This is a genomic window from Microtetraspora fusca, assembly GCF_001570365.1.
GTDB classification, from domain to species: Bacteria; Actinomycetota; Actinomycetes; order Streptosporangiales; family Streptosporangiaceae; genus Microtetraspora; species Microtetraspora fusca.
Genome location: NZ_BBYK01000059.1, coordinates 92,431 through 117,389, shown reverse-complemented (window position 1 = coordinate 117,389; position 24,959 = coordinate 92,431). Strand labels below are relative to the sequence as shown.

The window sequence follows — 24,959 nt, the reverse complement described above, 5'->3', positions numbered from 1 at the left end:
GTAGTTTCCCTTCGTGGCGACATTTCGGGTTCTTGGTACGTTCGACGCCATAGGGGGAAATGGGCCGGCGGAGCTCGGGGGGCCGCGGCAACGATCGGTGCTCGCGCGGCTGCTCGTGGCCCGGGGACACGTCGTACCGGTTGAGCGCATCATCGACGATCTGTGGCGCGACCAGCCTCCGCCGAGCGCCCTGGCCTCGGTGCAGGCCTATGTCTCGAACCTGCGGCGGGTGCTGGAGCCCCGCCGTACGGCCCGCACCCCGGCGCGGGTGCTGGTCACCGTCCCTCCCGGGTACGCGATCCGGGGTGGCGAGGTCGACGCCTGGCGGTTCGAGGAGCTGGTGCGCCGGGGAGCCGACCTGCTGGCCGGGGGCGACCTGCGGGCGGCGCTGCGGCAGACCGAGGAGGCACTCCGGCTCTGGAACGGTCCCGCGTACGCGGAGTTCGCCACGGCGGACTGGGCCGTGACCGAGATCATGCGGCTGGAGGAGCTGCACGCGCTGGCGGTCGAGCAGTGGGCCGCGGCGGCGATCGCGCTCGGCGCGCCGGGGTCGGCCGTCGCCGACCTGCAGGCGCACGTCGCCGCCCACCCGCTGCGGGAGGAGGGCTGGCGGCTGCTGGCCGTCGCGCTGTACCGCCAGGGCAGGCAGGGGGACGCGCTGTCGGTGCTGCGGCAGGCCCGCGAGCGGCTCGCCGACGAGCTGGGCGTGGACCCGGGGCCGGCGCTGCGGCGGCTGGAGAGCGACATCCTCGCCCACGCGCCCACGCTCGATCCGGATCCGACGGGCGGCGACCTGGCCGGTGGCGGGCGTGGCGGCCTCACGGTGGTCCCCGAGCCGTCCGCCCCCGCCGCGGATCGGCTGTACGGGCGGGATCGCGAGCTCGCCCTGCTGCTCGGCCGTACGCGCGGCGTCGCCCTGATCGGCGGCGAGGCGGGCATGGGCAAGTCCGCGCTCGCGCGGGCGTTCGCCGCCGAACGGTCCCGGGCGGGCTGGCGGGTCGCCGTGGGCAGATCGCCCGAGACCGAGGGCGCTCCCGCCGGATGGGCGTGGGGCGAGATCCTCCGGACGCTGACGGCGGCCGTCGCGCCGCTCGCCGCGCCCGCCGCGCAGATCCGGCGGCTGCTGGACGAGCCGGGCGACGGCGAGCGGGCGCCGGAGGAGGCGGACGCGACCGCCGAGCGGTTCCGGCTCCGCCTGGCGCTCGCGGCGTACCTGGGGGAGGTGGCGCGGGGGGCGCCGCTGCTGCTGGTCCTCGACGACCTGCACCGCGCGGACGCGGAGACGCTGGCCATCCTCGTCCACCTCGCCGCCGACCTGCGAGACGCGCCCGTGCTGATCCTCGGGACGTTCCGGCAGGAGGAGGCCGAGCGGCTGGCCGACACCTCGGCGGCCCTGGCCCGGCACGAGCCGCTGCGGATCCCGCTGTCCGGGCTCCGGCGGGACGCCGCCGCCGAGCTGCTCGCCGCGGTCTCCGGTGTGGAGATCTCGGCCGAGACCGTGGACGCGCTCGCCGAGCGCACCGGGGGCAACCCGTTCTTCCTGCGGGAGACCGCCCGGCTGATCGCCTCGGAAGGGGAGGCGGCGGCACTTTCCGCCGTCCCCGCCGGGGTACGCGACGTGCTGCGACGCAGACTCGGCCGGCTTCCCGTGCCCGCGCAGACCGTGCTGCGCGAGGCCGCGGTGATCGGCGGGGACATCGACGTGGACGTGCTCGCGGCGGTGAACGGAGGCGGCGAGGACGTCGTCCTGGACGCCGTCGAGGCGGCGCTGATGGCCGGGCTGCTCGTCGAGCCCGAGGGCGGTGGCCTGCGCTTCGCGCACGCCCTCGTCCGGGACACACTTTACGACGACATGTCGCGATTACGGCGCTCGCGTACGCACGCCCGGGTGGCCGAGGTGCTCGAACGGCTCCGCCCGGACGGCATCGCGGCGCTGGCGCACCACTTCGCGGCGGGTGGGGAACGTGCCAAAGCGGCCCGCTACAGCGCGCTCGCCGCGGAGCAGGCCGAGCGGCGGTTCGCCTACCGCGAGGCGGCGGCGCTCTGGGAACAGGCGCTCGACCTCGGCGACGGGGACGACCTGGAGCTGATCATGCGTCGGGTCCGGTCGCTCGCGTACGGCAACCGCTTCGCGGCCGCAAGGGAGATGCGGGAACGCGCGCTCGGCCTCGCTCTCCCGAGAGGCGACCCGGTGATCACCGCGCGGGTGATCGCGGCCTTCGACACGCCCGCCCTGTGGAGCACCAGGGACTACGGCACGGTGTCGCAGGCTGTCGTCAGGGCCGTCGAGGACACGCTGCCGCTGCTCCCGCCCGGAGACGGCGCGGCGAGGTGCGGCCTGCTCACGTCCCTGGCGTTCGAGCTCGAAGGCGAGCTGAGCACGCGCGGGGTCGAGGCGGCGGAGCAGGCGGTGGCGATGGCCCGGCGGCTCGGCGACGCCGACGCCCTGGCCCGCGCGCTCAACGCCCGGCACTTCCACACCTTCCGGGGGGACGGTCACGCCGAACGCGGCCGGATCGGCACCGAGTTGCTGGCACTGGCGCGGGAGAACGGCATGGCCGTCGCCGAGGTCGTGGCCCACCTGATCCTCATGCAGCAGGCCATCGGGAGCCTCGACTTCGCGCGTGCGGAGGAACACGCCGTGCGAGCCGAACGGCTCGCCGAACGGTACGACCTGACGATGCCGGGATCCCTCGTGACCTTCTATCAAGGGTTCCGCCACGCCATCGTGGGCGAGTACGAGGAGGCGGAACGGCTCTACCTCGAGGGGGCGCGGGCGCACGCGGCCGTCGGCAACTGGCGGTTCGAGATCGGCCTGTCGTACATGGGGCGGTACTGCATCGCCCTCCTCCGCGGCGATCTCACCCACCTGCTCCCCGAGGCCGAGCTGATCGCCGGACACTGGGACGTCGCCGTCGAGCCGTACGCGCTCGTGCTGGCCCGGGCCGGACGGGTGGAGGAGGCGCGGAAGGTCGCCGGCGAGCCCCGGCCGATCAGGCCCGACTACTACTCGCGCGTGTTCGTCGTGGTCCGCGGCCTGCTGGGGGTCGCCGTCGCCGACCGCGCCAGGGTGCTGGAGACCTACGAGGCGCTGGCGCCGTACCCGGAGGGCCTGGTCACCAACGGCACCGGGCTGATCCCGCTGTGGCCGGTCGCCCAGGTGCTCGGGGACCTCGCGGCCTTCCTCGGCCGCACGGACGAGGCCGCCGAGCGGTACCGTACGGCCCTCCGCCTCGCCACGGCGGCGGGCGCGACGGTGTGGGCCGACGCAGCACGTCAGGGCCTGGCCGGGATCGCGCGGGGCTCATGATCGAGCCGGTCCGCGTCGAGCAGGGACCACTCGGCGACGTCCAGCCGGTAGACCCGCTCGCCGGGCGAGAGCCGTACGGGATGGTCGGGGATCTGGGCGTCTTCGGGCAGTTCCCGGGCGGTCCCGGTGAAGGTCACGCCCTCGGCGCGGGCGTCGCCGTCCCGGCCGACGGTCACGATGGAGCCGGCCACCCGGATGTCGGACCGCAGGTCCCGGGCGTACCGGCGGTCCCGGTGGACGACGAAGTAGAGCCGGTCGGGGGCGAACGTGGCGTGGTATCGCACGTTGCAGAGCGCGGGCGAGCCGTCGGCGCGCAGGGTGGCGAGGTGCATGAGGGTCCCTCGCGCAGGGGCGCCGGCCAGCCGCCGCTCCAGTTCGCTGATCACGTGACAAGGGTGCATCCGGCCAGTTGGAACCCCCTAGGCGCGGTGGCGCCGGAGGCCGGGCAAGTGGGTCTCAAGTGGCTTACAAGTGGGGTCGGCGAGGATCTCTTCAGACGCCCGGGGGGTTCGGGGCGTTATGAGGGGAAGTACCGGCGCGCCGGGAGGGGTTCGCGGCGCACCGGCTCCCTTCCTCACAAGGGGAGAACACGGGGGAGTTCCTTGGGGCCTCTCGCCCGAATTGATCGGGTGAGAGGCCCATATTGGTTACTCAGGGTGATTGCCACTTTTGCCGCCGGGGAAGAAAGCCGTCGGCGGGGATCTTCCGGACCCGCCGGAGAACGGGGGACACCGGAATGCGGATCATCGGCGGTGCTGTCTGCGCGGCCGCGGCCGCGGCCTGTCTCGTGGCCGCGCTGGCGGGATGCGACGACGGCGGTGGAGACGCGACACAGCAGGCGGCTGTGGACGCAGGACGGTTGAAGGTCCTGCTCGGCGGGATCGAGGACATGCCCCAGGGCTTCTCCGACCACCAGCGCGAGCAGTGGAAGCCGCCGTTCCGGGCCAAGAGCGGTGACTGCCGGGTCCTGTTCGACGCGGCGGCGGGCCGGCCGCCCACGCGCGACCTCGTCGCCGGGACCGCCACCACCTACGAGGGGAAGCACGTTGGCGAGACCGCGGCCGTCGGCCTCGCGGTCTACGGGGACAACGCGGCCGGCGGGGTGCTCGGCCGGCTGGAACGGGCCATGCGGAGCTGCCGCGTCGCCGCCGCCGGGGGCCCGGGCAAGGGCGACCGCCTCCGCGCCTCACGCCTGCCGATCAAAGACGTGGGCGACGATGTCGAGGCGCGGCGGCTCAGGGGCCGGGTCGGCGGATATCCGTACGAGATGCACCTGGTGGTGGCGCGGCAGGGGGACGCGCTGATCACCCTCGTTCATGGGGGAGTCGCGTCCGCGGACGTCAAGGGCACCGCGGCACTCGCCAGGGTCCTGGTCGGAAGGGTCAGTACCCTTGACCTGTGACTGAGACACTCGACCCCGAAGACCAAAAGATCATCACGCTGGCCAGGTCGGCCCGCGCGCGCAACGGCTCGGCCGAGGGCGCCGCCGTACGGGACGAGACCGGGCGCACGTACGTGGCGACGAACGTCGCCCTGCCCTCGCTGGAGCTGTCCGCGACGCAGGTGGCGGTGGCGATGGCGGTCTCCAGTGGGGCGGCGTCTCTGGAGGCCGTGGCGCTGGTCGGCGAGGTGGACGAGCCGGGCGAGCGGGACGTCGCCGCGGTCCGGGACCTCGGCAAGGCCCCCATCTTCCTGGCCGGTCCCGACGGTGTGGTGAAGGGCCGGTACGTCTGACGTGAGCACTCCCGAATTCCGCGCCGGTTTCGCCTGCTTCGTCGGGCGGCCGAACGTGGGCAAGTCCACGCTGATGAACGCGCTGGTCGGCACGAAGGTGGCCATCACCTCCTCCAAGCCGCAGACCACGCGGCGGGCCATCCGCGGGATCGTGCACCGGCCCGGCTCACAGCTCGTCATCGTGGACACCCCCGGCCTGCACCGGCCGCGCACCCTGCTCGGCGAGCGGCTCGACAGCCTCGTGCTGTCCACGCTGACCGAGGTGGACGTGATCGGCTTCTGCGTGCCGGCCAACGAGCCCATCGGCAAGGGCGACAGGTTCATCGCCGAGAAGATCGCCGCGGTCAAGAAGACGCCGCTCGTCGCCGTGGTGACCAAGTGCGACCTGGCCAGCCGGCAGCAGATCGCCGAGCAGCTCCTCGCGGTCTCGTCCCTGGCGAACTTCGAGGAGATCGTGCCGGTCTCCGCCGAGAGCGGAGAGCAGCTCGACGTGCTCGCCGACCTGCTCACCGCGCGGCTGCCCGAGTCCCCGCCCCTGTACGCCGGAGGCGAGCTGACCGACGAGCCCGAGCAGGTTCTCGTGGCCGAGCTGATCCGCGAGGCGGCGCTCGAAGGGGTCCGTGACGAGCTGCCGCACTCCATCGCGGTCGTCGTGGAGGAGATGGGCCCGCGCGAGGGCCGGGACGACCTCCTCGACATCTACGCCCACATGTTCGTGGAGCGGCCGTCGCAGAAGGCGATCGTGATCGGTCCGGCGGGTGCCCGGCTCAAGGACGTCGGCACCCGGGCGCGCAAGCAGATCGAGGCCTTGCTCGGCACCCGCGTCTACCTCGACCTGCGGGTCAAGGTCGCGAAGGAGTGGCAGCGCGACCCCAAGCAGCTCCGCCGCCTCGGCTTCTACGACTGAGTCTCGGGGACCTCTCGAACGTCGGCCGTCCGGCCTCCGCCACCGCTACCCCGCGGGGCGGGCGGCGGCCGACGGTCTTCAGGCCGGTGTCGTGCCGTCAGCGGCGGCGCAGGAGGGCGGCGGCGGCCAGGGCGGCGACCGCGACGGAGGCGATCAGGGCGGCGAACCAGCCGTACTGGACGCTGGGATGCACGTCCACCAGGCCGGGGATGCGGAAGCTCAGCCGCTCGACCCACTCCTGCGGGTCGGTCAGGAACATGGCCAGCGCGAACGCGGCGACGGCGCCGGGCAGGATCGCGAACCCGGTGAACAGCCTGCTCCTCGTCATCCCGAGAACGCCCAGGAGCGTGGCCGCGATGCCCGCGCCCAGGACGAACCAGCCCGGGGCCCTGTCGACGCCGCGGATCGCCCGGGTGAGCTCGGTGCCCACCAGGCCGAACTCCGCCGTCACCCCGGCCCAGGGAAGGACGGCGGTGACGGCGAGCGCCAGGCCGGTGACGATCACGGCCATGGAGATCAACGTCCCCCCGCCGCTCCTGGCGGGAACCCCCTGCGGGGACGGGGTGAGGTCGGCCACGATCACAGGCTACGGCCCGGGGAGCCGCCCTGCCATCATTCGAGGACGCGCCCATTGCCGGCGGTTGTGCGAGGCGGCGGCATGGAGCGCGTCGCGGACGTTCGTGGACGTCGGGCTCAGCGGGCTCCGCCGTCAGGGCCCGCGGCCGTTCACCCCTTGATTTGCCGCAGGATGGTCTCGTCCTCGATCTCGCTGTCGCGGGCCAGTAGGAACGCCTTGCTGAGGATCAGCCCGAGTCGCCCGTCCTCCTCGAACGGCAGGAAGACGTCGTCGGCCGCGTCCGGGGCGCTGACGATGCACAGGTAGACGTCGCCGGGGTCCATGAGGATGTTGGCGCTGCCCAGATGGATCCGGTAGCTCCGCAGATCGCCCCGGACCTGCAGGTAGCGGTCCGTCAGGACGCAGCGCTCCGCGATCGCGGTGCGCGGCAGCAGGCGGGCCAGCGCGTCCCGACGGACCTCCGCCGAAGGCGGCAGCGGGCCGAAGGCGGCCGTGTGCCAGTAGTCGTCGCGGCGGGCGTCGCCGCGGTCGGCCCACCCGGGATCGGTGGCGATCGACGTGACCGCGACGAACAGGTCCACATCCCGCATCGCCTCGCTGAACACCAGCGGCGGCACCTCGCTGAGCGCCGCCTGCCGCCATTCGCCGTCTTCGTTGCGATGGAAGCGGATCTGGTCGGTGGTGGCGTGCTCGCCCGATCCGTCGGCCTCGTGGAGGAACAACGCTTGCCAGCGTCCGCCGGCGAGCATGCGCCGGGCCGTCCCGTGGCTGCCGCCGTCCCACGGGCCCAGCATGTCGGCCGCCCAGCCGCGCTGCTTGAACAGCGCGTACAGCTTCCGGTAGTCCACCACGTGGGCGGCGAACCGGTTGGAGTAGACGCCGGTGCGCTCCTCGGCGGGGGTGAGCGGGTAGATCTCGCGGAACGCCTGCTTGAACGGCTGCCTGATCCGGTCCTCACTGATCCGTTCGCGCCACGCGCGTACGTCGTCCAGAAAGGCGCGGACCGGATGCCACAGCCGGACCGGGGCGTCGGGCGGCGGCGCGACCCCGGTGATTCCGGCGATGTCGGCGTCCGTGGCGCCGCCCAGTACGCTCACCCGTCGCCCGGGGGAGACCTCGATCTCCCAGATCAGCCGCCGTGCGACCGTCCCGGCGATCGGATGGTCGGCCAGCCGCTCCCGCCAGGTCGCGTACGGATGGGCCGTCTCGCCGGGGAATCCCGCCTCCAGCGCGCGGATCAGCGTGGTGAGCTGCCGGCGGGCTCGCCCCGTCAGGTCGCGCAGGCGCTTGACCTCGTCGGCATGGTCCCGCCGTACCGCCGCGGGCACCCCCTTGAGCCGCTTGTCGCCCTGCCACCAGGCCAGCTCGACGTCGTCGCCGACGGAGATCACGGCCGCGTGCCCGCCGACGGGCACGCGGAGCCGCCCGCCCGGCTCGAACCCGAGGTCCGGCATCCGGAAGGCCACCTCGACCCGATCGGCCAGCGCCTGTTCGATCCGCTTGAGCGTGCGGTCGAGTTGCTTGGGCACGCCCGCGTGCCGCGTCACCTCCCGCGCGGCCCGCAGCGCGCCGACCGCCTCCGGGGTCGGGAACTCCTCCGCGGCGCGGGCCATCTCGTACAGCAGGCCCTGGGAGGGCAGCGTGCGCGCCGTGGTGGGCGCCACCGCCACGCCGCGCGCCAGCCGGTCGAACAGGTCGGGCAGCCACGGTTCGTCCTGCCGCAGCGCCAGCCGTACGGCCCGGCCGAGCACGGTCTTCTCCCCGTCGTCGAAGGCGCGGTCGGCGCGATAGGGGATCTCGCCCGCGTGGATGGCGGCGACCCTGGTGTCGGCCACTTCCAGGGCGGAGCGGGCGAAGGCCGCGTACTCCGGGATCGCGGCCAGCCGCTCCCAGGCGTCGGGCAGCGGGGGAGGGCAGCCGTAGCTCCTCTCGACGATCTCGGCCAGCAGGGCCCGGCGCTCCGCCTCCCAGCCGAGCAGCAGGTCGATCTCGCCCGTGGCGATCGGACCCGGCCCGGTCTTGAGCACCGCGGCCACCTCGTCGTCCAGCCCGGCGAGCCCGGCGACCGCCAGCAGCGCGTGCGGGTGCTCCAGGCGGCGCGAGCCGAGGTGGAAGCGCACCAACGCCCGCGCGGGCTCGGCGAGGTCGGCGCGTGGCGGGCCGTCGGGGCAGCGCACCAACGCCGCCGCGGCCAGGGGAAGGTTGGACCACTGGCGCTCCGGCAGCCCGTCCACGAGGGCCAGGAACAGGCCGGCGCACGCCTCCGGCGTGAACGACGGCTGGCGCTCCTTGACGGCGTCCTCCACCACGAACCTCGCCGACATGGACGTGCCTCCGCTCCCCGTCGTCCGGTACGCGTACGGCAGGAGCGCGCCCAGGTCGGAAGCGGTCAGGTAGGACTTCTCAAACCATGGGTCGCCGGTGGTGTCCGGGTCGGTCATGAGCGCGCGCAGGGTCAGCGCGGCGGGAGAGAGGCGCATCGGGATCATCCCTTGATATGGCGGGCGACGGACGGATCGGCGACGACGCCCACGGTCAGCCTCCGACCAGGGGGACGAGCTTGACGAAGGACACCACGGGGTCGGCCGCCAGGTCGATCTCGTCGGCCAGGTCCTCGATCTGCCGGTCGCCGACCAGGAGGATGAACCCGTTGCGGGCGAAGGCCGCCTCGGCCGCGTCGGCCTGCCGCTCCCAGTCGAGCCTGCGGGCGGTGCGCATCCGGTAGCCGTTCAGCTCGACCTCGGCCTCGGTCGGCCTGACCAGGCCGCGGAAGTGAGCCGACGGAGCCGCGTTGTATCGGGCGACCTCCTCGCGCACGCGCAGCCGTACCAGCTCTCGGGCGGAGATCCGCTCGGGCACGCCGGGCAGGACGAACTCGTCCAGCGACCTGCCGGTCGCGGTCTCGTCGCGGAATGTGACCAACGCCATCGGACGTCCTTCGCTCGTCGGAGGTGACGGTGAGATTCCTAGCAGCCGGGGCCGACAGAACCCCGTCCCCCGCCGCCTACGTCCTCAGCGCAGCGGCGGGACGGCGTTCTTGGCCCGCTGGAGGGCGAGGTCCGGCCAGAACGCGCCGCCGTGCGGGGCCATGAGCCCGTAGACGGGATCCCCGGGGCCGGAGGTGCCGCGCGTGCAGGTGCCGTTCGACTTGGTGGGGTCGCGGAGCCACAGGTAGGCGTCGGTCAGGCCGCTCCTGGTGTCCGTCGTGGGGCGTGCGCCGACGCCCCGGCCGGGCGGGTTGCACCACTCCTGGGCCTGTTTGTACTTCCCGGCCGGCGGACGCCACTCACCCCTGCCGTTCCTGCCGGTGTCGATGACGAAGTGGGGCAGCCCCGGCGTGTCATTCGAGACGGTGTCGATCTCCGGAGCCTGGCAGCGGCTCCCGGCGCGCTCCTTCATGAGATGGACGCATTTGGCCAGTCTGACGCCGTACGCCTCGACGTCCGCGGTCGGCTGGAAGCCGGAGGCGTTGAGAAAGTACCCGTCGGCCTGGTCGAGCCCCGCTTTGATCAGGCGGCTCGCGGCGTCCGCGATCGAGGGCCAGTACTGTTGCCCGCCGTCCAGGTAGACGGCGGTCTTCGGCAGCGCGCCGAGCCGCCGGACCGCGCCGGAGAGCTGGGCGAAACGGTTCTTCTCGCCGTCGGGGCCTCCGAGGGAGCAGCCCGGCGCGCCCGGGAGCTTGCTCAGGCTGTTGGGCTCCAGCACGACCACGGCGGGGCGGTCGCCGATGGCGGTGGCGATCGCGTCGATCCACGACGCGTACGCCCGCGAGTCGGGCGCGCCGTTGGGGTAGCAGTCGCGCACCGGGATGCCGTCCGTGACGAACACGGCGACGGCCTTCTGCTTCCCGGCCACGTCGAGCGTCGCGTTCACGACCCGGGCGGCGTCGGCGTCGGACATGCGCGCCTCCAGCCAGACCGACTGCGGGACCCGGGCGAGCGCCCGCATGAGGGCGGCGTCGCCCTTCCGGCCGTCCGCCTGCCAGATCGACGCCTGCTCGGCCGCGTCGCTGTCGGGGCGGACGTAGAACCGCACCGCCTGCCCGCCCAGAGGGTTGCCGTCCTTGACGCCTCCACCGGCGCCGTCCGTCGCCGGATCTTTCCCGCCGTCCGTAGCGCCGCCGGTCCCGCCTCCCGCTCCACCCGGGGAGGCGGCCGAGGCGGGGCCGGTGGACGACACGGGGACCTTCTGCGAGCCGATGGCCTGCGACGGAGGCCCGCCGTCGTCCCCGCCCGCCGGGCCGATCCGCAGGGCGATCACGACTCCGGCCGTCACGAGCGCCACGGCGGCGGCCGCCGCTCCGGCGACTACCCGGGGGCTGCGGCGGGCGACGGCCGTCCCGCCCGTGACTTCGGCGCCCGTCTCCTCGCCCGTACGGCCCGCCGCGGTGGCCTGAGCGACCGGCGCGTGGCGGGTGAGGGCGTCGATGAGCTGCTGGGCGGTGGGTCGGTGGGCGGGGTCTTTGGCCAGTGCCTGGGCGACGAGGGCGCGCAGGTCGGGTTCGAGCGCGGCGAGGTCGGGTTCGTGGTGGACGACGCGGTAGAGGACGCTGGGCGGCGGTCCGTCGCCGAAGGGGGAGTGTCCCGTGGCGGCGTAGGTGACGAGGGCTCCCCAGGCGAAGATGTCGGAGGCGGAGGTGACGTGTTCGCCTCGGGCCTGTTCGGGGGGCATGTAGGCGGGGGTACCGACGATGGCGCTGCTGGTGTGGGCGCCGGCCTCGGCGAGCTGGGCGATGCCGAAGTCGATCACCTTGGGGCCGAGCGGGGACAGCAGGACGTTCCCCGGTTTGAGATCGCGATGGACGATCCCGGCGGCGTGGATGGCCTGCAGCGCGACCGCGACGCTCACCGCGACGCTCTCGAGGTGCGAACCGCTGAGCGGCCCCTGCTCGCGTACGGCCTGCTGGAGCGTGGGCCCGGGGACGTATTCGGTGACGAGATAGGCGGTGTCGCCCTCGACATCGGCGGCCAGGACGGGGGCGGTGCAGAAGCGGGCGACGCGCTGGGCCGCGGCGATCTCGCGGGTGAAGCGGCGGCGGAATTCGGGGTCGGCGGCCCACTGGGGGTGGATGAGCTTGACCGCGACCAGGTCGCCGTCGGGGGCGCGCCCGAGGTAGACGGTGCCCATGCCGCCCTGGCCGAGCCGGCGGAGCAGGGTGAACGGCCCGGCCTGGTGAGGATCCCCCTCGCGCAGGGCGTCACCTATCGGGGATTCATCGGGGTTTCCACCGTTTGACGCCACTGCGGGATCATAACCAGCGACCCCGGGCCCATCCAGCCGTTCAGACGCGGAGCTGCCACGCGTTCCAGTTGTCCAGCAGGCGGAACCCCATCAGTTCGTTGATCCGCAGCATGTACGCGTTGTAGTCGGCGTTCCAGGTGATGATGCGCTCGACAGCGGGCTCGCAGGCGTGCAGCCAGGCGGCGTTGGCCAGCTTGAGCACCGTTCCGAGCCGGTGGCCGCGGTGCGCCTGGAGCACGCCGGTGTCCGCCTGACGCGCCCAGCCGCGATGCTCCTCCGCATCCACCAGGATCCGGGTGAAGCCCGCCGGCTCGCCGCTGGTGTCATGCCGGGCGATCATCGTGTAGGCCGTGAGCCCGGCCCGCACCAGCGCCTCGTCGCCGGCCCGCATCCGTTCGGCGGTCCAGCGGTGGCCCTCCATCTCCAGGTCGCCCAGCGGCTCGTCGTTCATGGACCCCGCCAGGAGAGCCAGGTCGTCGAGCAACTCGTCACTCGCCGGGCCGGTCCACCGTTCGAGCGTGTACCCCCGCGCGTGACGCGCCGCGTCGGCCCGCATGAGCTCGAAGGACGCCCAGTCCACGGTGCGCAGGTCGAGGACGCGGCGCGCCTCCGCCGTGGCCGGCGTGAAACCCTTCGCCTGCGCGAAGGCCGCGCCCGGACCGCCCGTCGGCGTCTCACCGACGAGGAGGCTGCGCCCCTCGCCGCGGGCCCGGCCGATCGCGTGATCCAGAAGGGCCCCGCCCAGGCCCCGGCGGCGTCGCTCGGGGTGGACGAGGAGGAAGACCAGGTCCGAGATGTGGGTGTTGTCCTCCTGCGGGTAGTACAGGGTGTAGCCGCCGGCGATCTCGCCGTCCACCCGGACCACCCAGCTCTCCCCGGGCTCGCCCGTCCAGCCGTCCTCCAGCATGGACGAGAAGTGCCGCACCGACGTCGGGGCTCCGGGGTCGTCCACGGCCTGGTGGATCGCGTACAGGCCGGCAACCCGGTCGCCGGGGTCGGAGAGGCGGAGGCGTTCGAAATGCATGCGCACCAGGAAACCGCACTGGCCAACGGGGGCGCGACCGATTATCCGGGCCGTCCCAGCACCCCGCGCCGGCGGGAAACGGGCCGCGCGGCGCTCGCCCTACACGAGGCCGCGGGCACGCGTCACTGCTCGTAGTCCTCGATCTCGTCGACCGGCCGCGGCACGCCGATGTCGGGGTCCTCTCCGGCGTCCCTGCTGGCCCGGCGCTGTCTGAGCAGGTCCCAGCACTGGTCGAGCGCGCCTTCCAGCGTCCGGATCCGCTCGTGCTCCTCCTCGCTGGTGAGTTCTCCCGCCGCCAGCCTCCCGCGTAGGGTGTGTTCTTCGTCGATGAGCTCGCCGATGCGGCGGAGGATCTCGTCGTCCCTCATGTCCGACCCCCTTTCCAGCGGAGGGCCGGTTATGTGTCCGTCCCCCTTGCCGTCGGGAGCATTTGAGACGGTCTGCTAATCTGCAAGGCGTGCTGCGCGGGCTTCTTCTTATCCGCCGCGGCGAGGGCCTGTAAGAGGCCGGCTCCCTCGCCGCGGAGACTGCCGTGCGCGTCGGCCGCCCCAGGTCATTTACCGGTGGCGAGCCCCTCTTCCCGATCGGGATGCCCGTCTTTCCACGCTCGCGCCGGCGCGTCCATCGAGGAGCATGATGTACCCGCAACAGCAGCCCAGCCCCATGCCGTACCACCGCTACACGCCGTTCGAGCCGATCCGGCTGGCGGACCGCACCTGGCCGGACAAGGTCATCGAGCGAGCGCCGCAGTGGTGCGCCGTCGACCTGCGTGACGGCAACCAGGCCCTGATCGACCCCATGGACGCCCACCGCAAGCTCAAGATGTTCGAGCTGCTGGTACGCATGGGCTACAAGGAGATCGAGGTCGGCTTCCCCGCCGCCTCCCAGACCGACTACGACTTCGTCCGGCAGATCATCGAGGAAGGCCGCATCCCCGACGACGTCGTCATCCAGGTCCTCACCCAGGCGCGGCCCGAGCTGATCGAGCGCACCTTCGAGTCGCTGCGCGGTGCGAAGCAGGCCATCGTCCACCTGTACAACTCGACCTCGACGCTGCAGCGGCGGGTCGTCTTCGGCCAGGACAAGGACGGCATCACGGCCATCGCCGTCGAGGGCGCCAAGCTGTGCAAGAAGATGGCCGCCGAGATGGAGGGCACCGAGATCTTCTTCCAGTACTCCCCGGAGTCCTTCACCGGCACCGAGCTGGAGTACGCCGTCGAGGTCTGCAACGCCGTCAACGACGTCTGGCAGCCCACCCCCGACCGCAAGGTGATCGTCAACCTGCCCGCCACGGTCGAGATGGCCACGCCGAACATCTACGCCGACCAGATCGAGTGGATGAACCGCCACCTGGCCTACCGCGACTCGATCGTGCTGTCGCTGCACCCCCACAACGACCGCGGCACCGCCGTCGCCGCCGCCGAGCTGGGGTACATGGCCGGAGCCGACCGCATCGAGGGATGCCTGTTCGGGAACGGCGAGCGCACCGGCAACGTGTGCCTGGTGACGCTGGCCATGAACCTGTTCTCCCAGGGCATCGACCCGCAGGTCGACATCTCGGACATGGACGAGATCCGGCGCGTCGTCGAGTACTGCAACCAGCTCCCGGTTCACCCCCGCCACCCCTGGGGCGGCGAGCTGGTCTACACCGCCTTCTCCGGCTCCCACCAGGACGCCATCAAGAAGGGCCTGGAGCACCTGGAGCGCGACGCGGCCGCGGCCGGCGTACCGGTGGACGACTTCACCTGGGCCGTGCCGTACCTGCCGATCGACCCGAAGGACATCGGCCGCACCTACGAGGCGGTCATCCGGGTCAACAGCCAGTCGGGCAAGGGCGGCGTCGCCTACATCATGAAGGCCGACCACCAGCTCGACCTGCCGCGCCGGCTGCAGATCGAGTTCTCCCGCGTGGTCCAGGCGCAGACCGACGCCGAGGGCGGTGAGGTCACCCCGGCCGCCATGTGGGAGGCGTTCACCGACGAGTACCTGCCGAACCCCGCCAAGCCGTGGGGCCGGGTCGGCCTCCTGGCGCACCGCGGGTCCTCCGCCGTGGACGACAAGGACGTGATCAACGCGGACATCCGCGTCGACGGCGAGATCCGCGAGATCGAGGGGGTCGGCAACGGCCCGATCTCGGCCTTCTGCGACGCCCTGCGCGGCATCGGCGTGGACGTACGGGTGCTCGACTACACCGAGCACGCGATGAGCGCGGGCGCCGACGCCAAGGCCGCGTCCTACGTGGAGTGCGAGGTCGCCGTCGAGGGCGGCTCCCAGACCCTGTGGGGCGTGGGCATCGACGCCAACACCACCACCGCGTCCCTGAAGGCGATCATTTCCGCCGTGAACCGCGCGAGCCGCTGACGCCCGCGCACCGATGACGGGAGCGCGGGCACGACCTGCCCGGCTCCCGGGACCGACGACATCCGGTCAGGCCCACGAGGCCGCGACGACCGGGCGCCAAAGCCAACGAGAAGGGGCGGCGGCCGTGCGACCCACGGCCACCGCCCCGTTCCTTTGCGTACTGATTTCGTCGGCGGTCGCGCCGAGAGCACGGTCTGTGCTGCCCGTATCCGGGGGTGAATGCTAGGGCTCCCAGCGGAGTGCTGTCGGGTTCCACCGGCCGGTGCGCATCGAGCCGTCGAGCACCGGATCGACGAGGGCCCGCGCGAGTGAGAGAGCGGCTTCCAGATCCCGATAGCCGTAAAGTCCGGGTGCGTTTCCTGAGACCTTGGCATAGCCGGCGCGCCACATGATCTGATCCGGGACGTCGAGCGACGTATGCCGGCCGCTCTTCCGCAGCAGGCGTTCAGAGGTCAGCGCGGCACTCAGTTTGGCCGCTTCGATGGAACGGCTCCTGGCGATGAGGACGATGTCGGCGAGGTCGCGGAAACGCGTGCTCGGCCGGTCGCCGTGCCGCTCCATGATGGCGCACACCTTGTCCGCCAGCGTGTCGCACAGCGGATAGAGCTGGTACTTCGGCTGGCGCAGTCCGGGAATTCCAACCGGCACCAGTGGGTCGGCCTCCTCCAGACTGCCGGTGACGGTCGCCCCGATCACCACGTCCAGGTGGAAGCGCTCGTATGGGCGAGGGCCGAGGAACGCCACCACGGGGACGCGCACTCCCTCGATGCCCTCGATCAGTTTGAGGCCGTGCCCGAGCTGGAACGAGAAGTGGTCGCCGAGATCCTGCTGAAGTGACTCCCCAAGCAGTTGCGTCGCCTGCGCGGTGTCCCTCGCGTCGGCGGCGAGATCCAGGTCGGCGGAATGCCGAGCATCTCTGAGTAGGGCGAGCAGGGATATTCCGCCCTTGAGCACCCACCGATCACCGTTTGGTCCGGTGAAGCACCGAGCGAGCGCGCGATCGTAGGCGAACTGCCGGCGTATCTGGGAGATGGAGTGGGGGCGTGCGGCCGAAAGCTTCTTGAACCGGGCGGTGAGCGCGGCGTCAAGCGCACGGGGGGAGGCGTATGGCAGATCGCTGCGGGTTTCCATGAGCCTTCCGGGGGGTGGGAGGACGGGTGAGAGATATCAGGTGGTCGAGAAACTCCCCGGCGGGTGTCACGCCGTAGGCGGCGGCATGCGGAGCCGCCGCGTGTACCAGTTCCTTCCTCGTGGCGAGTCTCTGATCGAGGATGTCCGTCACGACATGGGAGATGTGCTGACCGTCGTGACGATCCGCGAGCAGATCGCCGACCAGTCGTGCCGGTGCGGTGACCGGAAGCTGGTCACGCCACACGATGTCGTCGAGCCGGACGGGCGAGGTGTGGATCTTAACGTCGGTGCGGCGGGACCGCTTGCGCCTGGGACACGTGAACTCGTGGACATCGCCGGTGAAGTCCCCCACAGCGAGGACGAGCGAGGCGCTGCCGTGCGAGACGACGCCCGAGTCGATGCCACGGGCTTCCGCTTCGGTATCGGGGTCGAGCTGGAGCCATGCCGCGCGAAGCTCGGTGAGCGGGCCGGAAGGCGAGCCGGGCAGGCGGTAGACGCCGAATGCGACACGATCAAGAACCCCGTCGTCCGTCAGGCGCGTCAGCTCCACTGCGGAGACACCGTTGCGCGTTGCCTGTCTTGCTGTGACGAGACCCCATTGTGCCTCGGCTATCGCACCGAGGGTGGCGATTGCGTAACTTCTTGTCATGGCACGACACTTTCACATACGAAAGAGTCGTGCCAGAGGTGTCACTCGGGAAGGCCGAGCATGCGGGCGAGGCCGGTCATGACATGGTCGAAGAACTCCGCGCGGTGCTCGATCGTGTTGTTGAACTGGCCGAACAGCTCGAAGTTCACCATGCCGTACAGATTCGTCCAGGCGGCGACGGACCGGGTGATCACGTCATCGGACGCCCCGGGAATGAGCCCCCTGACGGCCTCGGCGTCCGGGGAGATGATCTCAGGCGGCTCGGGGAGGATGGCGGGTGGGTTGAGGCGCCCGGTCGCGATTGCGTCGGCGATGATCTTCCCGAACACCAGGATGTCCCGTGCCGCCGGGGCGATGGTGTCCTCGGGGGCGCGGTAGCCCGGCACCGGAGAGCCGTAGAGCAGGGCGTACTCATGTGGATGGGCGAGCCCCCACTCGCGTACGGCACGGCAAACCGCCAGCCAGCGGCCAGTGAGGTCCTCGCGGGCGCAGGCGGCCTCGGCGTTCTCCACCGCCTCCCCGAGTGCGTTGTAGCCGTCGATGATCAGTGCGGTGAGCAGGTCGTCGCGGCTGGGGAAGTAGCGGTAGATCGCGGAGGAGACCATCCCCATCTCCCGTGCCACGGCCCGGAGCGACAGCCCCGCCGCTCCGTCGACGGCGAGATGTCGACGGGCGATGTCGGTGATCTCCCTGATCAGCTCGGCTCTGACTCGTTCCCGTGCGGTGCGGCTCGCGCTCATGTCCGGAGGCTATCAGAGCGGCGGCAGTATTCGAGAGCACTGCTCTTGACATCAGCGCTCTCTCTAGAGAGCATTGCTCTCGAACGAGAGCGATGAATCGAAGGAGTGTCCATGCTTACCGTGACCAAGGGAGCCAACCCCGCCCTGATGTTCTTCCTCGAACTCGGCGTCCTGGTCTCGGTGGGGTACTGGGGGTTCACCCTCGCCGCTCCTCTCGCGGTCCGGATCCTCGCCGGGCTCGGCGCACCCGTGGTGTTCGCCACCCTCTGGGGGCTCTTCGCGGCGGCCAACGGCGCGAGGTTCAAGCTGCACGGCCTGGCCAGGGCGGCGTTCGAGATCGCCTGGTTCGGCGGCGGCGCGGCCGCCCTCGTCGCGTCCGGGCTCGTGACGGGCGGCACGGTCTTCGCCATCCTCTATGTGGTCAACGGCGTCCTGCGCCTGGTCTGGGACCAGGTCTGAGGACCACCGCCCGTACGAACGAACAGAGACAGGAGACGGATCATGGGCAAGCACGTCGTCGTCGGAGCCGGTCAGGTCGGAGGAAGGGTCGCCGAGACGCTCGCGGAGGCCGGCGACGACGTGGTCGTGGTCACCCGTTCGGGCTCGGGCCCCGACCGGGCCGGGGTCACACGAGTCGCCGCCCCGGCCCAGGACGCGGCCGAGATGCGCCGGGTGACGGAAGGGGCCGACGCGCTCTACAACTGCGCGAACCCGAAGTACCACCGGTGGGCCCAGGACTGGCCGCCGATCGCGGACTCGCTGCTGCGCGCGGCGGAGGCGACGGGAGCGGTCCTGGTCACCCTGAGCAACCTGTACGGCTACGGCCCCGTGGACGGGCCGATGACCGAGGACACGCCGCTGGCGGCCACGGGAACCAAGGGGCGGGTGCGCGCCGAGATGTGGAAGCAGGCGCTCGCCGCGCACCAGGCCGGGCGGGTGCGGATCACCGAGGTACGCGGCTCGGACTATTTCGGTCCGGGCGCGTCGGAGCAGTCGTTCCTCGGCGGACGCTTCGTCGGACCGCTGCTCGCGGGACGGCGCGCGTTGGTCCTGAGCGACCCGGACATCCCGCACAGCTGGACCTACCTTCCCGACGTGGCGACGGCTCTCGCCACGGTGGCGACCGACGAACGCGCCTGGGGCCGTGCCTGGCACATCCCCACGAGCCCGGCGCAGAGCATCCGGGCCATGGCGGAGCGGCTGTGCGATCTGGCCGAGGCGCCGGCTCCCAGGCTCGGCCGCCTGCCGGGCTGGGCGCTCACGGCCGGGGGTGTCGTCTCGCCGCTCCTCCGCGAGTTGAGGGAGACGCGTTACCAGTTCGATCGGCCCTTCATCGTGGACTCCTCCGCCTTCACCGCGACCTTCGGTGTCACCGCCACCCCGATGGACGAGGCGCTGAAGGAGACCATCGCCTCGTGGCGAGCCCGCTGATCAGGCGGCCGCGGGCTGGGGGAGCCCCGGCGTCCGGGGAGCGGACAGCGCGATCCGCGCGACCGCGACGCACACCGCCAGGCTGACCAGGGCGCTCACCCGGGGCCGGGGCCGGGCCCGCCTGCTTCGACAGGGCGACCCGCCAAGCGATCGCATCTCAGTTCATCCCCATAACGGCCGGATCCGCTTGCTGCCGGTCTCCTCGATGCGGCGCAGCGTGGCGAGCTGCTCGCCCAGGGCCTCGCGGCCCCCCGGAGTGATCCGGTACGGCCGGCGCCGCTCGACCACCGGCAGCGGCTCGATCCACCCGCGCTCCTCCAGCCGCATGAGCGCGCCGTACAGGGTGCCGGGTTCGAGCGCTGTGCCCGAGAACTCCTCGATGTCCTGGATCATGCGATAGCCGTGCTTGTCACCCTCGGCCAGGCTCACGAGCACCAGCAGGGCGACGTCGGTGAAACGTCCCAGATCGGGTTGGCGACGGGCCATGGGGCACCTCCTCTATTCAGTTTCACTTACTAAGTGGAAATTAGCAACGGCGATAGGCTCCCGCACATGAAAATCGGGATCATCGGGCTCGGGGACATCGCCCGGAAGGCCTACCTGCCGGTACTCGCGGCCACGCCGGGGATCGTGCCCCACCTGTGCACGCGCGACGAGGACACGCTGGCCGAGCTCGGAGCCGCGTACCGGATCGACCGGCTCTTCACCGGCGTGGAGGAGTTGCTCGCGGCGGGTGTCGAGGCGGCCTTCGTCCACGCCGCGACGAGCGCGCACGTGCCGATCGTCGAGGCGCTGCTGGAGGCGGACGTGCACGTCTACGTGGACAAGCCGCTCAGCGACGAGCCGGCGGACTCCGAGCGGCTGGTACGGCTGGCCCGGAAGCGGGACAGGTCGCTGATGGTGGGGTTCAACCGCAGGTACGCCCCCGGCTACGTGGCGCTGCGCGACCTGCCTCGCGACCTGGTGATTCTGGAGAAGAACCGGGTGGGAGCGGCGGCGGCACCGCGCACGGTGGTCTTCGACGACTTCATCCACGTGGTCGACACGCTGCGGTTCCTCGTGCCGGGTGAGGTCACCGATGTCCGGGTGCGGACCCGCGTGCGGTCCGGGCTGCTCGAACACGTGGTGCTGGAGCTGGGCGGCGACGGCTTCACCGCCATCGGCGTCATGAACCGGGTCGGCGGCGCGACCGAGGAGACCTGCGAGGTCATGGGCGGCGGGCGCAAGCGGCGGGTGCTCGATCTCGGCGACGTGGTCGACCACGACGGCGGCGAGATCCTGTCCCGGAGGCCGCCGTGGACGCCGGTCGCGCGGCAGCGCGGCATCGAGCAGATCTGCCACGCGTTCCTGGACGCGGTCCGCGCGGGCGACGTGCTCCGCGCCGACGACGCGCTCATCACCCACGCGATGTGCGAGGAGGTCGTGTCCACCGCGCTCGCCGACGCGGACCTGGTGCCGAAGACGAGCTGATCCCGTCCCCGGAAGGAGACGGGATCAGGCCGCGGAAGGTCAGCGGGAGGAGAGGTACTCCGCGCCGAGTGCGCGCAGGCGCGCGTGGGCCGACTCGTACACCTCGGGGCGGCCGAGGTAGGCCTTGGGCAGCTTGGCGACCATCGTGTAGTTCGTGTCGCACACATTGCCCACCGGCGCCTCGCCGCCCTGGCTGACGAGCTGGTACGCGTCGAGCTCGTCCAGCCCGGTGAGCGCGGCCGACCAGGTGACCAGGTCGTGCTGGCTGATGCGGTAGGCGTCCTCCAGCGGACGGGCCGAGCCGGTGGACATCAGGTGGTCGTCGTCCTCCAGGCGCGGCCACGGGGTGCCGACGCCCTTGACCAGCTCGACGGCGACGACCGTGTTCATCGCGGCCTCGACCGCGGTGCCGCAGACCTCGCCGTGGCCCTGGCGGCAGTGGCCGTCCCCGATCGAGAACAGGGCGCCCTCCACGTTCACGCCGAGGTAGACGGTGACGCCGGCCCGCAGCTCGGGGGTGTCCATGTTGCCGCCGTGGGCGTCCGGGGTGATCGTCATCCGCGCCTCGGAGGCGGCCGGGGCGACGCCCACGGTGCCGTGCATCGGGTCGAGCGGCATCTCCACGCTGAAGTCGCTGTTCCGCGCCTGGTAGCGGACGGTCCGCTTCTCCACGTCCACGTCGTACATCCAGACGACCTCGTCGAGGGGAGGCTGGAGCATCGCGGTGGTGTGGGTGCCGGTGAGCGCCCCGAAGTGGGGGAACGTCGTGGAGACGGCCCAGTCGCGGGCGGGCTCGATGGAGACGAAGTGCAGGGCGAGCGTGTCGCCCGGCTCGGCCCCCTCCACGTGGAAGGGACCGGTGACCGGGTTGAGGAAGGGGAACTCGCACACCTTCGACGGCAGGTCCTCGGGGCCGCGCACCCGCCCGCCAAAGCAGTCCTCCGTGAAGAGTTCGAGGACCGTGCCGGGGGCGATCCGGGCCACGGCGGGCCGCCCGCCGAAGGTGTAGGCCAGGTCCTCGGCCGTGGGCCGGAAGGAGACGACGTTCACTCGGAGACCTCCGTCTCGTCGGGAAGGGTGGGGCGACGGCCCATGAGGATGAAGGTGATCAGGATCAACACACCGATCGCCAGCCAGGTCAGGCCGACCGCCTGGGCGGCGACCTTGGCGTTGATGACGACGTACAGCAGGATCAGGAAGCCGATCGCGGGGGCGATCAGGTGCCGCCACCAGTCCCGGCTGCGCTTCCGTACGACGTAGTGGACGACGACGGAGACGTGGAGCGCGAGGAAGGCGGTCATCGCGCCGAAGTTGATGAGCGAGCTGAGCTGCCCGATCCCGTCCTCGCTGTTGACGAGGATGAGGCCGAGGACCAGCGAGATGACGGCGGTCAGGAACGTGGCGTTGATCGGCACCTTGTGCTTCGGGTGGATCTTGCCCAGGAACCGGGGCAGCAGCCGGTCGCGGGCCATGGCGAACAGCAGGCGCGAGGTGGCGGCCTGGGCGACCAGCGAGTTGGCGAAGCCCCAGGCGATCGCGGTGGCGACGGCGGTCAGCACGCTCAGCCAGTGGCCTCCGGCGTACTCGGCGACGTCGTAGAACGCGCTGTCCATGGATCCGCCCTTGTCCAGCAGCTCCGCACGGTTCGGCGCGAGCAGCGCGGCGACCCAGGTCTGCGTGATGAACAGCAGACCGGCCAGCATGAGCGCGCCGACCATGGCACGGCCGAGCTTGCGGGCGTCCTCCCGGCTCTCCTCGGCGAGCATCGAGATGCCGTCGAAGCCGAGGAAGGACAGCACCGCGACCGAGACGGCGCCGAACACGAGCGGCCCGGAGAACGTCGAGGAGTCGAAGATCGGGCTGAACGCGTCGCCGTGACCCTTGCCCTGGGCGAGGGCGACGACGCCGACGACCAGGAAGATCGCCAGCACGATCAGCTCGGCGACCAGCATGATCTTGTTCATCCGCGCGGTCATCTGGATGCCGAAGTAGTTCACCGCCGTGTTGAGGACGATGAACATGATCAACCAGGCCCAGACGGGAATCACGGGCACGAACGACGCCATGGCCGCGCTCGCCACGAGATAGAGCAGCGCGGGCACGAGGATGTAGTCGAGCAGGATCACCCAGCCGGCGAGGAAGCCGACCGGGGCGCCGATCCCGCGGCCCGCGTAGGTGTAGACCGAGCCGGCCATCGGGAACGCCTTGGACATCTGGGCGTACGACAGGGCGGTGAAGGCCATCGCCACCATGCCGATGATGTAGGCCAGCGCGACCATGCCGCCCGAGCCTTCGAAAACGGATCCGAAGATGCCGAACGGCGCGATCGGCACCATGAAGATCAGGCCGTAGATGAGCAGGTCGGTGAAGCTCAGCGAGCGCTGCAACTCCTGCTGATATCCGAACCGCTCCACGCCGGTCGCCGCACTTTGCGGCGACGCCGACGAGGAGGGCGTGGTGGAGGGGGAAGACATGAGACTCCTTCGCACGCGGGGGGGCAGAGCGTACGATAGGACTATTCCTTGAAAAGGAAAAGATTTCGTTTGTAAATCTTTGTGGCGGCACCATGACGACGGTGGTCAGATGGGCGTCATGCGGCGTCTCGCCACAGGCGGCGTCACAGCCCGGGTGAGGAGGTCACGAGATCGAAGTCCAGGCCGTCGGCGCGTCCCACGTACACGCGCTGCGACACCTGCCGGTCCCGGAGCGTGAGCGGGCCTCGGCCGGTGATGACGGTGGTCCCGTCGGCGATCGCCTCGACCGCGGGCACCGCGAGCGAGCCCGCGCGGGCGGCGAGGGCGGCGAGCATGAGCACGCCTTCGTAACACCCGTGCCCATGTCCGTTGAGCAGCGGCGCGTCCGGCCCGAACCGCCGCGTGTAGCGCTCGTGCAGCCCGAGGTTGTCGTCGGTGGCGATGCCGCCGAAGTACCCCATCGCGGTGTACAGCTCGCCGCTGAAGTCGCCTCCGATCGCCAGCAGGCCGTGCTCCTCCAGCGCGCCGCACAGGCGGGCGCAGCCCAGCCCGCTCGCCGCGAACGCCCGGTTGAACTCGATCAGGTCGCTCCCGATGAGGTTGAGCAGCACCGCGTCCGGCCGTACGGCGGCCAGCTCCTCGATCACCCGTACCATGTCGCGCGTGCCGGCGGGGAGGAACCGCTCCCCGACGACGCGCGCGGAGCGGGACGTCAGGTGCGCCCGCGCGGACGCGTGGACCAGGTACGGCCAGATGTAGTCGTTGCCGAGCAGGAACCAGCGCCGTGCCCGCCGGTGGTCGACCAGCCAGTCGATCCCCGGGGCGACCTGGGAGGACGCCTGCTCGCCGAGGAAGTAGACGCCCGGGGAGCGTGGGCCGCCCTCGTACGGGGGCGTGTAGACGAACGGCGCCGCGCCGCGCAGGGCGTGCTCGATCCCGACGCGGACGTCGCTGGCGTGGGTGCCGACGACCGCCTGTGCGGCTCCGGCCCGCACCAGCTCGGCGACCTCCGCGCCGACCTCGGCCGGGGCGCGGCCGCCGTCCACCAGGACCAGTTCGATCGGCCTGCCGAGCAGCCCGCCCGCGGCGTTCACCTCCGAGGCGGCCAGCGCCGCGCAGTTGATCGCGCCCGGCCCGACGAGGCCCAGCACGCCGGAGACGGGCACAACGAGGCATACGCGCAGCGTGTCGGCCCTGAGCAGGTGCGCTTCCAGGGGATCGATGACCACCGCGGCTGGATCGATCACGGGGGAGAGTATCGTCCATCCGCCCCCGTGAAGGGAACCATCAGAAGGCCTGGAAAATCACTGCAAAGTACCGCCGAAAACAGGAAAGGGGCCCGCAGTGGTCATGATGACGGTGCCGCGCCACGTCGCGGACGGGTCGGGGGCCGCGTGACGGCGGCGGGATCCACCGGCGAGAGCCGGGTTGACCAGCCGATCCAAGGGCCGGAAGGGCCGGTCGAGGCGGTCGCGCCGTCGGGCCTCGCGTCCTCGCTCGCGTACCTGCTGAGCCGGGCCGAACGCGCGGTCAACCGCGAGCTGTCGGCGGCGCTCGCGGCCGAGGAGGTCAGCGTCGAGCAGTGGCGCATCCTCCAGGCGCTCGCGGACGGGCGCGGCCACTCGATGGGCGGCCTCGCCGAGGCCGCGCTGATGCCGCACCCCACCCTCACGAAGGCGGTCGACCGGCTCGTTGAGCGCGCCCTCGTCTATCGCGGGCACGACCCCCTCGACCGCCGCAAGGTGGCGGTCTACCTGGCCGACCGCGGGCGCGACCTCCTTGGCCGCCTGGAGGAGGGCATCGGCGAGCACCGCCGGGCGATCCTCACGGTGTACGGCGCGGAGCGCACCGCGCGGCTCATGCACGAACTGGACGACCTGGTGCGATTGCTGAAAGCCTGACGACCGCCG

At 71.7% G+C, this 24,959-nt stretch carries 24 protein-coding genes; 9 read left to right on the top strand and 15 right to left on the bottom strand.

Annotation, left to right across the window (positions count from 1 at the left end; translation table 11 throughout):
* Window positions 1-13 precede the first annotated feature (13 nt).
* Entirely contained in the window at window positions 14-3,310 is a 3,297-nt protein-coding gene (locus tag AWQ68_RS27745) for an ATP-binding protein (protein WP_066945435.1), read from the top strand.
* On the opposite strand, the gene AWQ68_RS27740 is transcribed toward AWQ68_RS27745, so the two are convergent.
* Entirely contained in the window at window positions 3,277-3,696 is a 420-nt protein-coding gene (locus AWQ68_RS27740; RefSeq protein WP_066945432.1) for a pyridoxamine 5'-phosphate oxidase family protein, read from the bottom strand. The two genes, AWQ68_RS27745 and AWQ68_RS27740, sit on opposite strands and share 34 nt — an antisense overlap.
* Window positions 3,697-4,046: 350 nt before the next feature.
* Between AWQ68_RS27740 and AWQ68_RS27735 the strand changes: the two genes are divergently transcribed.
* The 3 genes from AWQ68_RS27735 to era are packed head-to-tail and all read left to right on the top strand — an operon-like array spanning window position 4,047 to window position 5,951.
* Window positions 4,047-4,712 carry a hypothetical protein gene (locus tag AWQ68_RS27735; protein ID WP_066945429.1) on the top strand — a complete coding sequence of 222 codons (666 nt, stop codon included), beginning with the start codon at window positions 4,047-4,049 and terminating at the stop codon, window positions 4,710-4,712.
* Window positions 4,709-5,044, top strand: coding sequence for a cytidine deaminase-like protein (locus tag AWQ68_RS27730; RefSeq protein WP_066945426.1), 336 nt, complete (start codon window positions 4,709-4,711; stop codon window positions 5,042-5,044). The genes AWQ68_RS27735 and AWQ68_RS27730 overlap by 4 nt, the downstream gene beginning before the upstream one ends.
* 1 nt (window position 5,045) lies before the next feature.
* A complete protein-coding gene (era, locus tag AWQ68_RS27725; protein ID WP_066945423.1) occupies window positions 5,046-5,951 on the top strand; it encodes a GTPase Era in 906 nt (301 codons plus the stop codon).
* 97 nt (window positions 5,952-6,048) lie between these two features.
* On the opposite strand, the gene AWQ68_RS27720 is transcribed toward era, so the two are convergent.
* The 6 genes from AWQ68_RS27720 to AWQ68_RS27695 form a co-directional block, all read right to left on the bottom strand.
* Entirely contained in the window at window positions 6,049-6,528 is a 480-nt protein-coding gene (locus tag AWQ68_RS27720; protein WP_157545798.1) for a hypothetical protein, read from the bottom strand.
* A gap of 149 nt (window positions 6,529-6,677) precedes the next feature.
* On the bottom strand, window positions 6,678-9,008 hold the full coding sequence (locus AWQ68_RS27715; protein ID WP_066945417.1) for a DUF4132 domain-containing protein: 2,331 nt from the start codon (window positions 9,006-9,008) through the stop codon (window positions 6,678-6,680).
* Window positions 9,009-9,063: 55 nt separating this feature from the next.
* Window positions 9,064-9,456, bottom strand: a complete 393-nt coding sequence (locus AWQ68_RS27710; protein WP_066945414.1) for a hypothetical protein — start codon at window positions 9,454-9,456, stop codon at window positions 9,064-9,066.
* Between the two features lie 84 nt (window positions 9,457-9,540).
* Window positions 9,541-11,769, bottom strand: a complete 2,229-nt coding sequence (locus AWQ68_RS43740) for a glycoside hydrolase family 6 protein (protein WP_066945411.1) — start codon at window positions 11,767-11,769, stop codon at window positions 9,541-9,543.
* Window positions 11,770-11,809: 40 nt separating this feature from the next.
* Entirely contained in the window at window positions 11,810-12,793 is a 984-nt protein-coding gene (locus AWQ68_RS27700; RefSeq protein ID WP_066945408.1) for a GNAT family N-acetyltransferase, read from the bottom strand.
* A gap of 122 nt (window positions 12,794-12,915) precedes the next feature.
* Window positions 12,916-13,161 (bottom strand): DUF2630 family protein, encoded by a 246-nt coding sequence (locus tag AWQ68_RS27695; protein WP_066945406.1) that lies wholly within the window; start codon window positions 13,159-13,161, stop codon window positions 12,916-12,918.
* A 268-nt stretch (window positions 13,162-13,429) separates the two neighbouring features.
* On the opposite strand from AWQ68_RS27695, the gene leuA reads away from it, so the two are divergent.
* Window positions 13,430-15,154: a 2-isopropylmalate synthase gene (gene leuA / locus AWQ68_RS27690; RefSeq protein WP_066945524.1), complete on the top strand. Its 1,725-nt coding sequence runs from the start codon at window positions 13,430-13,432 to the stop codon at window positions 15,152-15,154.
* Between the two features lie 222 nt (window positions 15,155-15,376).
* On the opposite strand, the gene AWQ68_RS27685 is transcribed toward leuA, so the two are convergent.
* From AWQ68_RS27685 to AWQ68_RS27675, 3 genes are read right to left on the bottom strand one after another with little or no spacing between them, the layout of a single operon-like run.
* Window positions 15,377-16,285 carry a nucleotidyl transferase AbiEii/AbiGii toxin family protein gene (locus AWQ68_RS27685; protein ID WP_066945391.1) on the bottom strand — a complete coding sequence of 303 codons (909 nt, stop codon included), beginning with the start codon at window positions 16,283-16,285 and terminating at the stop codon, window positions 15,377-15,379.
* The gene (locus AWQ68_RS27680; RefSeq protein ID WP_084464461.1) at window positions 16,239-16,934 is read right to left on the bottom strand and encodes a type IV toxin-antitoxin system AbiEi family antitoxin domain-containing protein; all 696 of its coding nucleotides are present in this window, start codon (window positions 16,932-16,934) and stop codon (window positions 16,239-16,241) included. Before AWQ68_RS27680 ends, AWQ68_RS27685 begins: the two co-directional genes overlap by 47 nt.
* Window positions 16,935-16,975: 41 nt before the next feature.
* On the bottom strand, window positions 16,976-17,674 hold the full coding sequence (locus AWQ68_RS27675; protein WP_066945385.1) for a TetR/AcrR family transcriptional regulator: 699 nt from the start codon (window positions 17,672-17,674) through the stop codon (window positions 16,976-16,978).
* Between the two features lie 111 nt (window positions 17,675-17,785).
* Between AWQ68_RS27675 and AWQ68_RS27670 the strand changes: the two genes are divergently transcribed.
* Together AWQ68_RS27670 and AWQ68_RS27665 are read left to right on the top strand one after the other, a co-directional pair.
* Complete coding sequence (locus tag AWQ68_RS27670) at window positions 17,786-18,133, top strand: YrdB family protein (RefSeq protein WP_066945383.1); 348 nt, start codon at window positions 17,786-17,788, stop codon at window positions 18,131-18,133.
* 42 nt (window positions 18,134-18,175) lie between these two features.
* Complete coding sequence (locus AWQ68_RS27665; RefSeq protein ID WP_066945380.1) at window positions 18,176-19,105, top strand: NAD-dependent epimerase/dehydratase family protein; 930 nt, start codon at window positions 18,176-18,178, stop codon at window positions 19,103-19,105.
* Here AWQ68_RS27665 and AWQ68_RS42805 read toward each other — a convergent pair whose 3' ends face one another.
* Window positions 19,106-19,261, bottom strand: coding sequence for a hypothetical protein (locus AWQ68_RS42805; protein WP_157545796.1), 156 nt, complete (start codon window positions 19,259-19,261; stop codon window positions 19,106-19,108).
* A gap of 6 nt (window positions 19,262-19,267) precedes the next feature.
* A complete protein-coding gene (locus AWQ68_RS27660) occupies window positions 19,268-19,591 on the bottom strand; it encodes a PadR family transcriptional regulator (RefSeq protein WP_066945377.1) in 324 nt (107 codons plus the stop codon).
* A 66-nt stretch (window positions 19,592-19,657) separates the two neighbouring features.
* Between AWQ68_RS27660 and AWQ68_RS27655 the strand changes: the two genes are divergently transcribed.
* Window positions 19,658-20,575: a Gfo/Idh/MocA family protein gene (locus tag AWQ68_RS27655; protein ID WP_066945374.1), complete on the top strand. Its 918-nt coding sequence runs from the start codon at window positions 19,658-19,660 to the stop codon at window positions 20,573-20,575.
* 39 nt (window positions 20,576-20,614) lie between these two features.
* On the opposite strand, the gene AWQ68_RS27650 is transcribed toward AWQ68_RS27655, so the two are convergent.
* From AWQ68_RS27650 to AWQ68_RS27640, 3 genes are all read right to left on the bottom strand, one after another.
* Complete coding sequence (locus AWQ68_RS27650; RefSeq protein WP_066945371.1) at window positions 20,615-21,625, bottom strand: acetamidase/formamidase family protein; 1,011 nt, start codon at window positions 21,623-21,625, stop codon at window positions 20,615-20,617.
* Window positions 21,622-23,049, bottom strand: coding sequence for an APC family permease (locus AWQ68_RS27645; RefSeq protein ID WP_066945368.1), 1,428 nt, complete (start codon window positions 23,047-23,049; stop codon window positions 21,622-21,624). The genes AWQ68_RS27650 and AWQ68_RS27645 overlap by 4 nt, the downstream gene beginning before the upstream one ends.
* 143 nt (window positions 23,050-23,192) lie before the next feature.
* Window positions 23,193-24,296, bottom strand: a complete 1,104-nt coding sequence (locus AWQ68_RS27640) for a substrate-binding domain-containing protein (RefSeq protein ID WP_157545794.1) — start codon at window positions 24,294-24,296, stop codon at window positions 23,193-23,195.
* A 147-nt stretch (window positions 24,297-24,443) separates the two neighbouring features.
* Between AWQ68_RS27640 and AWQ68_RS27635 the strand changes: the two genes are divergently transcribed.
* Entirely contained in the window at window positions 24,444-24,950 is a 507-nt protein-coding gene (locus AWQ68_RS27635) for a MarR family winged helix-turn-helix transcriptional regulator (protein WP_245656135.1), read from the top strand.
* The last annotated feature ends 9 nt before the right edge of the window (window positions 24,951-24,959 follow it).

What these genes read in the sequence shown, in the direction of transcription:
- AWQ68_RS27735 (WP_066945429.1), top strand. Translation starts at nt 4,047, where the DNA reads ATGCGGATCATCGGCGGTGCTGTCTGCGCGGCCGCGGCCGCGGCCTGT.
- AWQ68_RS27715 (WP_066945417.1), bottom strand. Translation starts at nt 9,008, where the DNA reads ATGCGCCTCTCTCCCGCCGCGCTGACCCTGCGCGCGCTCATGACCGAC.
- AWQ68_RS27710 (WP_066945414.1), bottom strand. Translation starts at nt 9,456, where the DNA reads ATGGCGTTGGTCACATTCCGCGACGAGACCGCGACCGGCAGGTCGCTG.
- AWQ68_RS27700 (WP_066945408.1), bottom strand. Translation starts at nt 12,793, where the DNA reads ATGCATTTCGAACGCCTCCGCCTCTCCGACCCCGGCGACCGGGTTGCC.
- AWQ68_RS27695 (WP_066945406.1), bottom strand. Translation starts at nt 13,161, where the DNA reads ATGAGGGACGACGAGATCCTCCGCCGCATCGGCGAGCTCATCGACGAA.
- leuA (WP_066945524.1), top strand. Translation starts at nt 13,430, where the DNA reads ATGTACCCGCAACAGCAGCCCAGCCCCATGCCGTACCACCGCTACACG.
- AWQ68_RS27685 (WP_066945391.1), bottom strand. Translation starts at nt 16,285, where the DNA reads ATGGAAACCCGCAGCGATCTGCCATACGCCTCCCCCCGTGCGCTTGAC.
- AWQ68_RS27680 (WP_084464461.1), bottom strand. Translation starts at nt 16,934, where the DNA reads ATGACAAGAAGTTACGCAATCGCCACCCTCGGTGCGATAGCCGAGGCA.
- AWQ68_RS27675 (WP_066945385.1), bottom strand. Translation starts at nt 17,674, where the DNA reads ATGAGCGCGAGCCGCACCGCACGGGAACGAGTCAGAGCCGAGCTGATC.
- AWQ68_RS27670 (WP_066945383.1), top strand. Translation starts at nt 17,786, where the DNA reads ATGCTTACCGTGACCAAGGGAGCCAACCCCGCCCTGATGTTCTTCCTC.
- AWQ68_RS27665 (WP_066945380.1), top strand. Translation starts at nt 18,176, where the DNA reads ATGGGCAAGCACGTCGTCGTCGGAGCCGGTCAGGTCGGAGGAAGGGTC.
- AWQ68_RS42805 (WP_157545796.1), bottom strand. Translation starts at nt 19,261, where the DNA reads ATGCGATCGCTTGGCGGGTCGCCCTGTCGAAGCAGGCGGGCCCGGCCC.
- AWQ68_RS27660 (WP_066945377.1), bottom strand. Translation starts at nt 19,591, where the DNA reads ATGGCCCGTCGCCAACCCGATCTGGGACGTTTCACCGACGTCGCCCTG.
- AWQ68_RS27655 (WP_066945374.1), top strand. Translation starts at nt 19,658, where the DNA reads ATGAAAATCGGGATCATCGGGCTCGGGGACATCGCCCGGAAGGCCTAC.
- AWQ68_RS27645 (WP_066945368.1), bottom strand. Translation starts at nt 23,049, where the DNA reads ATGTCTTCCCCCTCCACCACGCCCTCCTCGTCGGCGTCGCCGCAAAGT.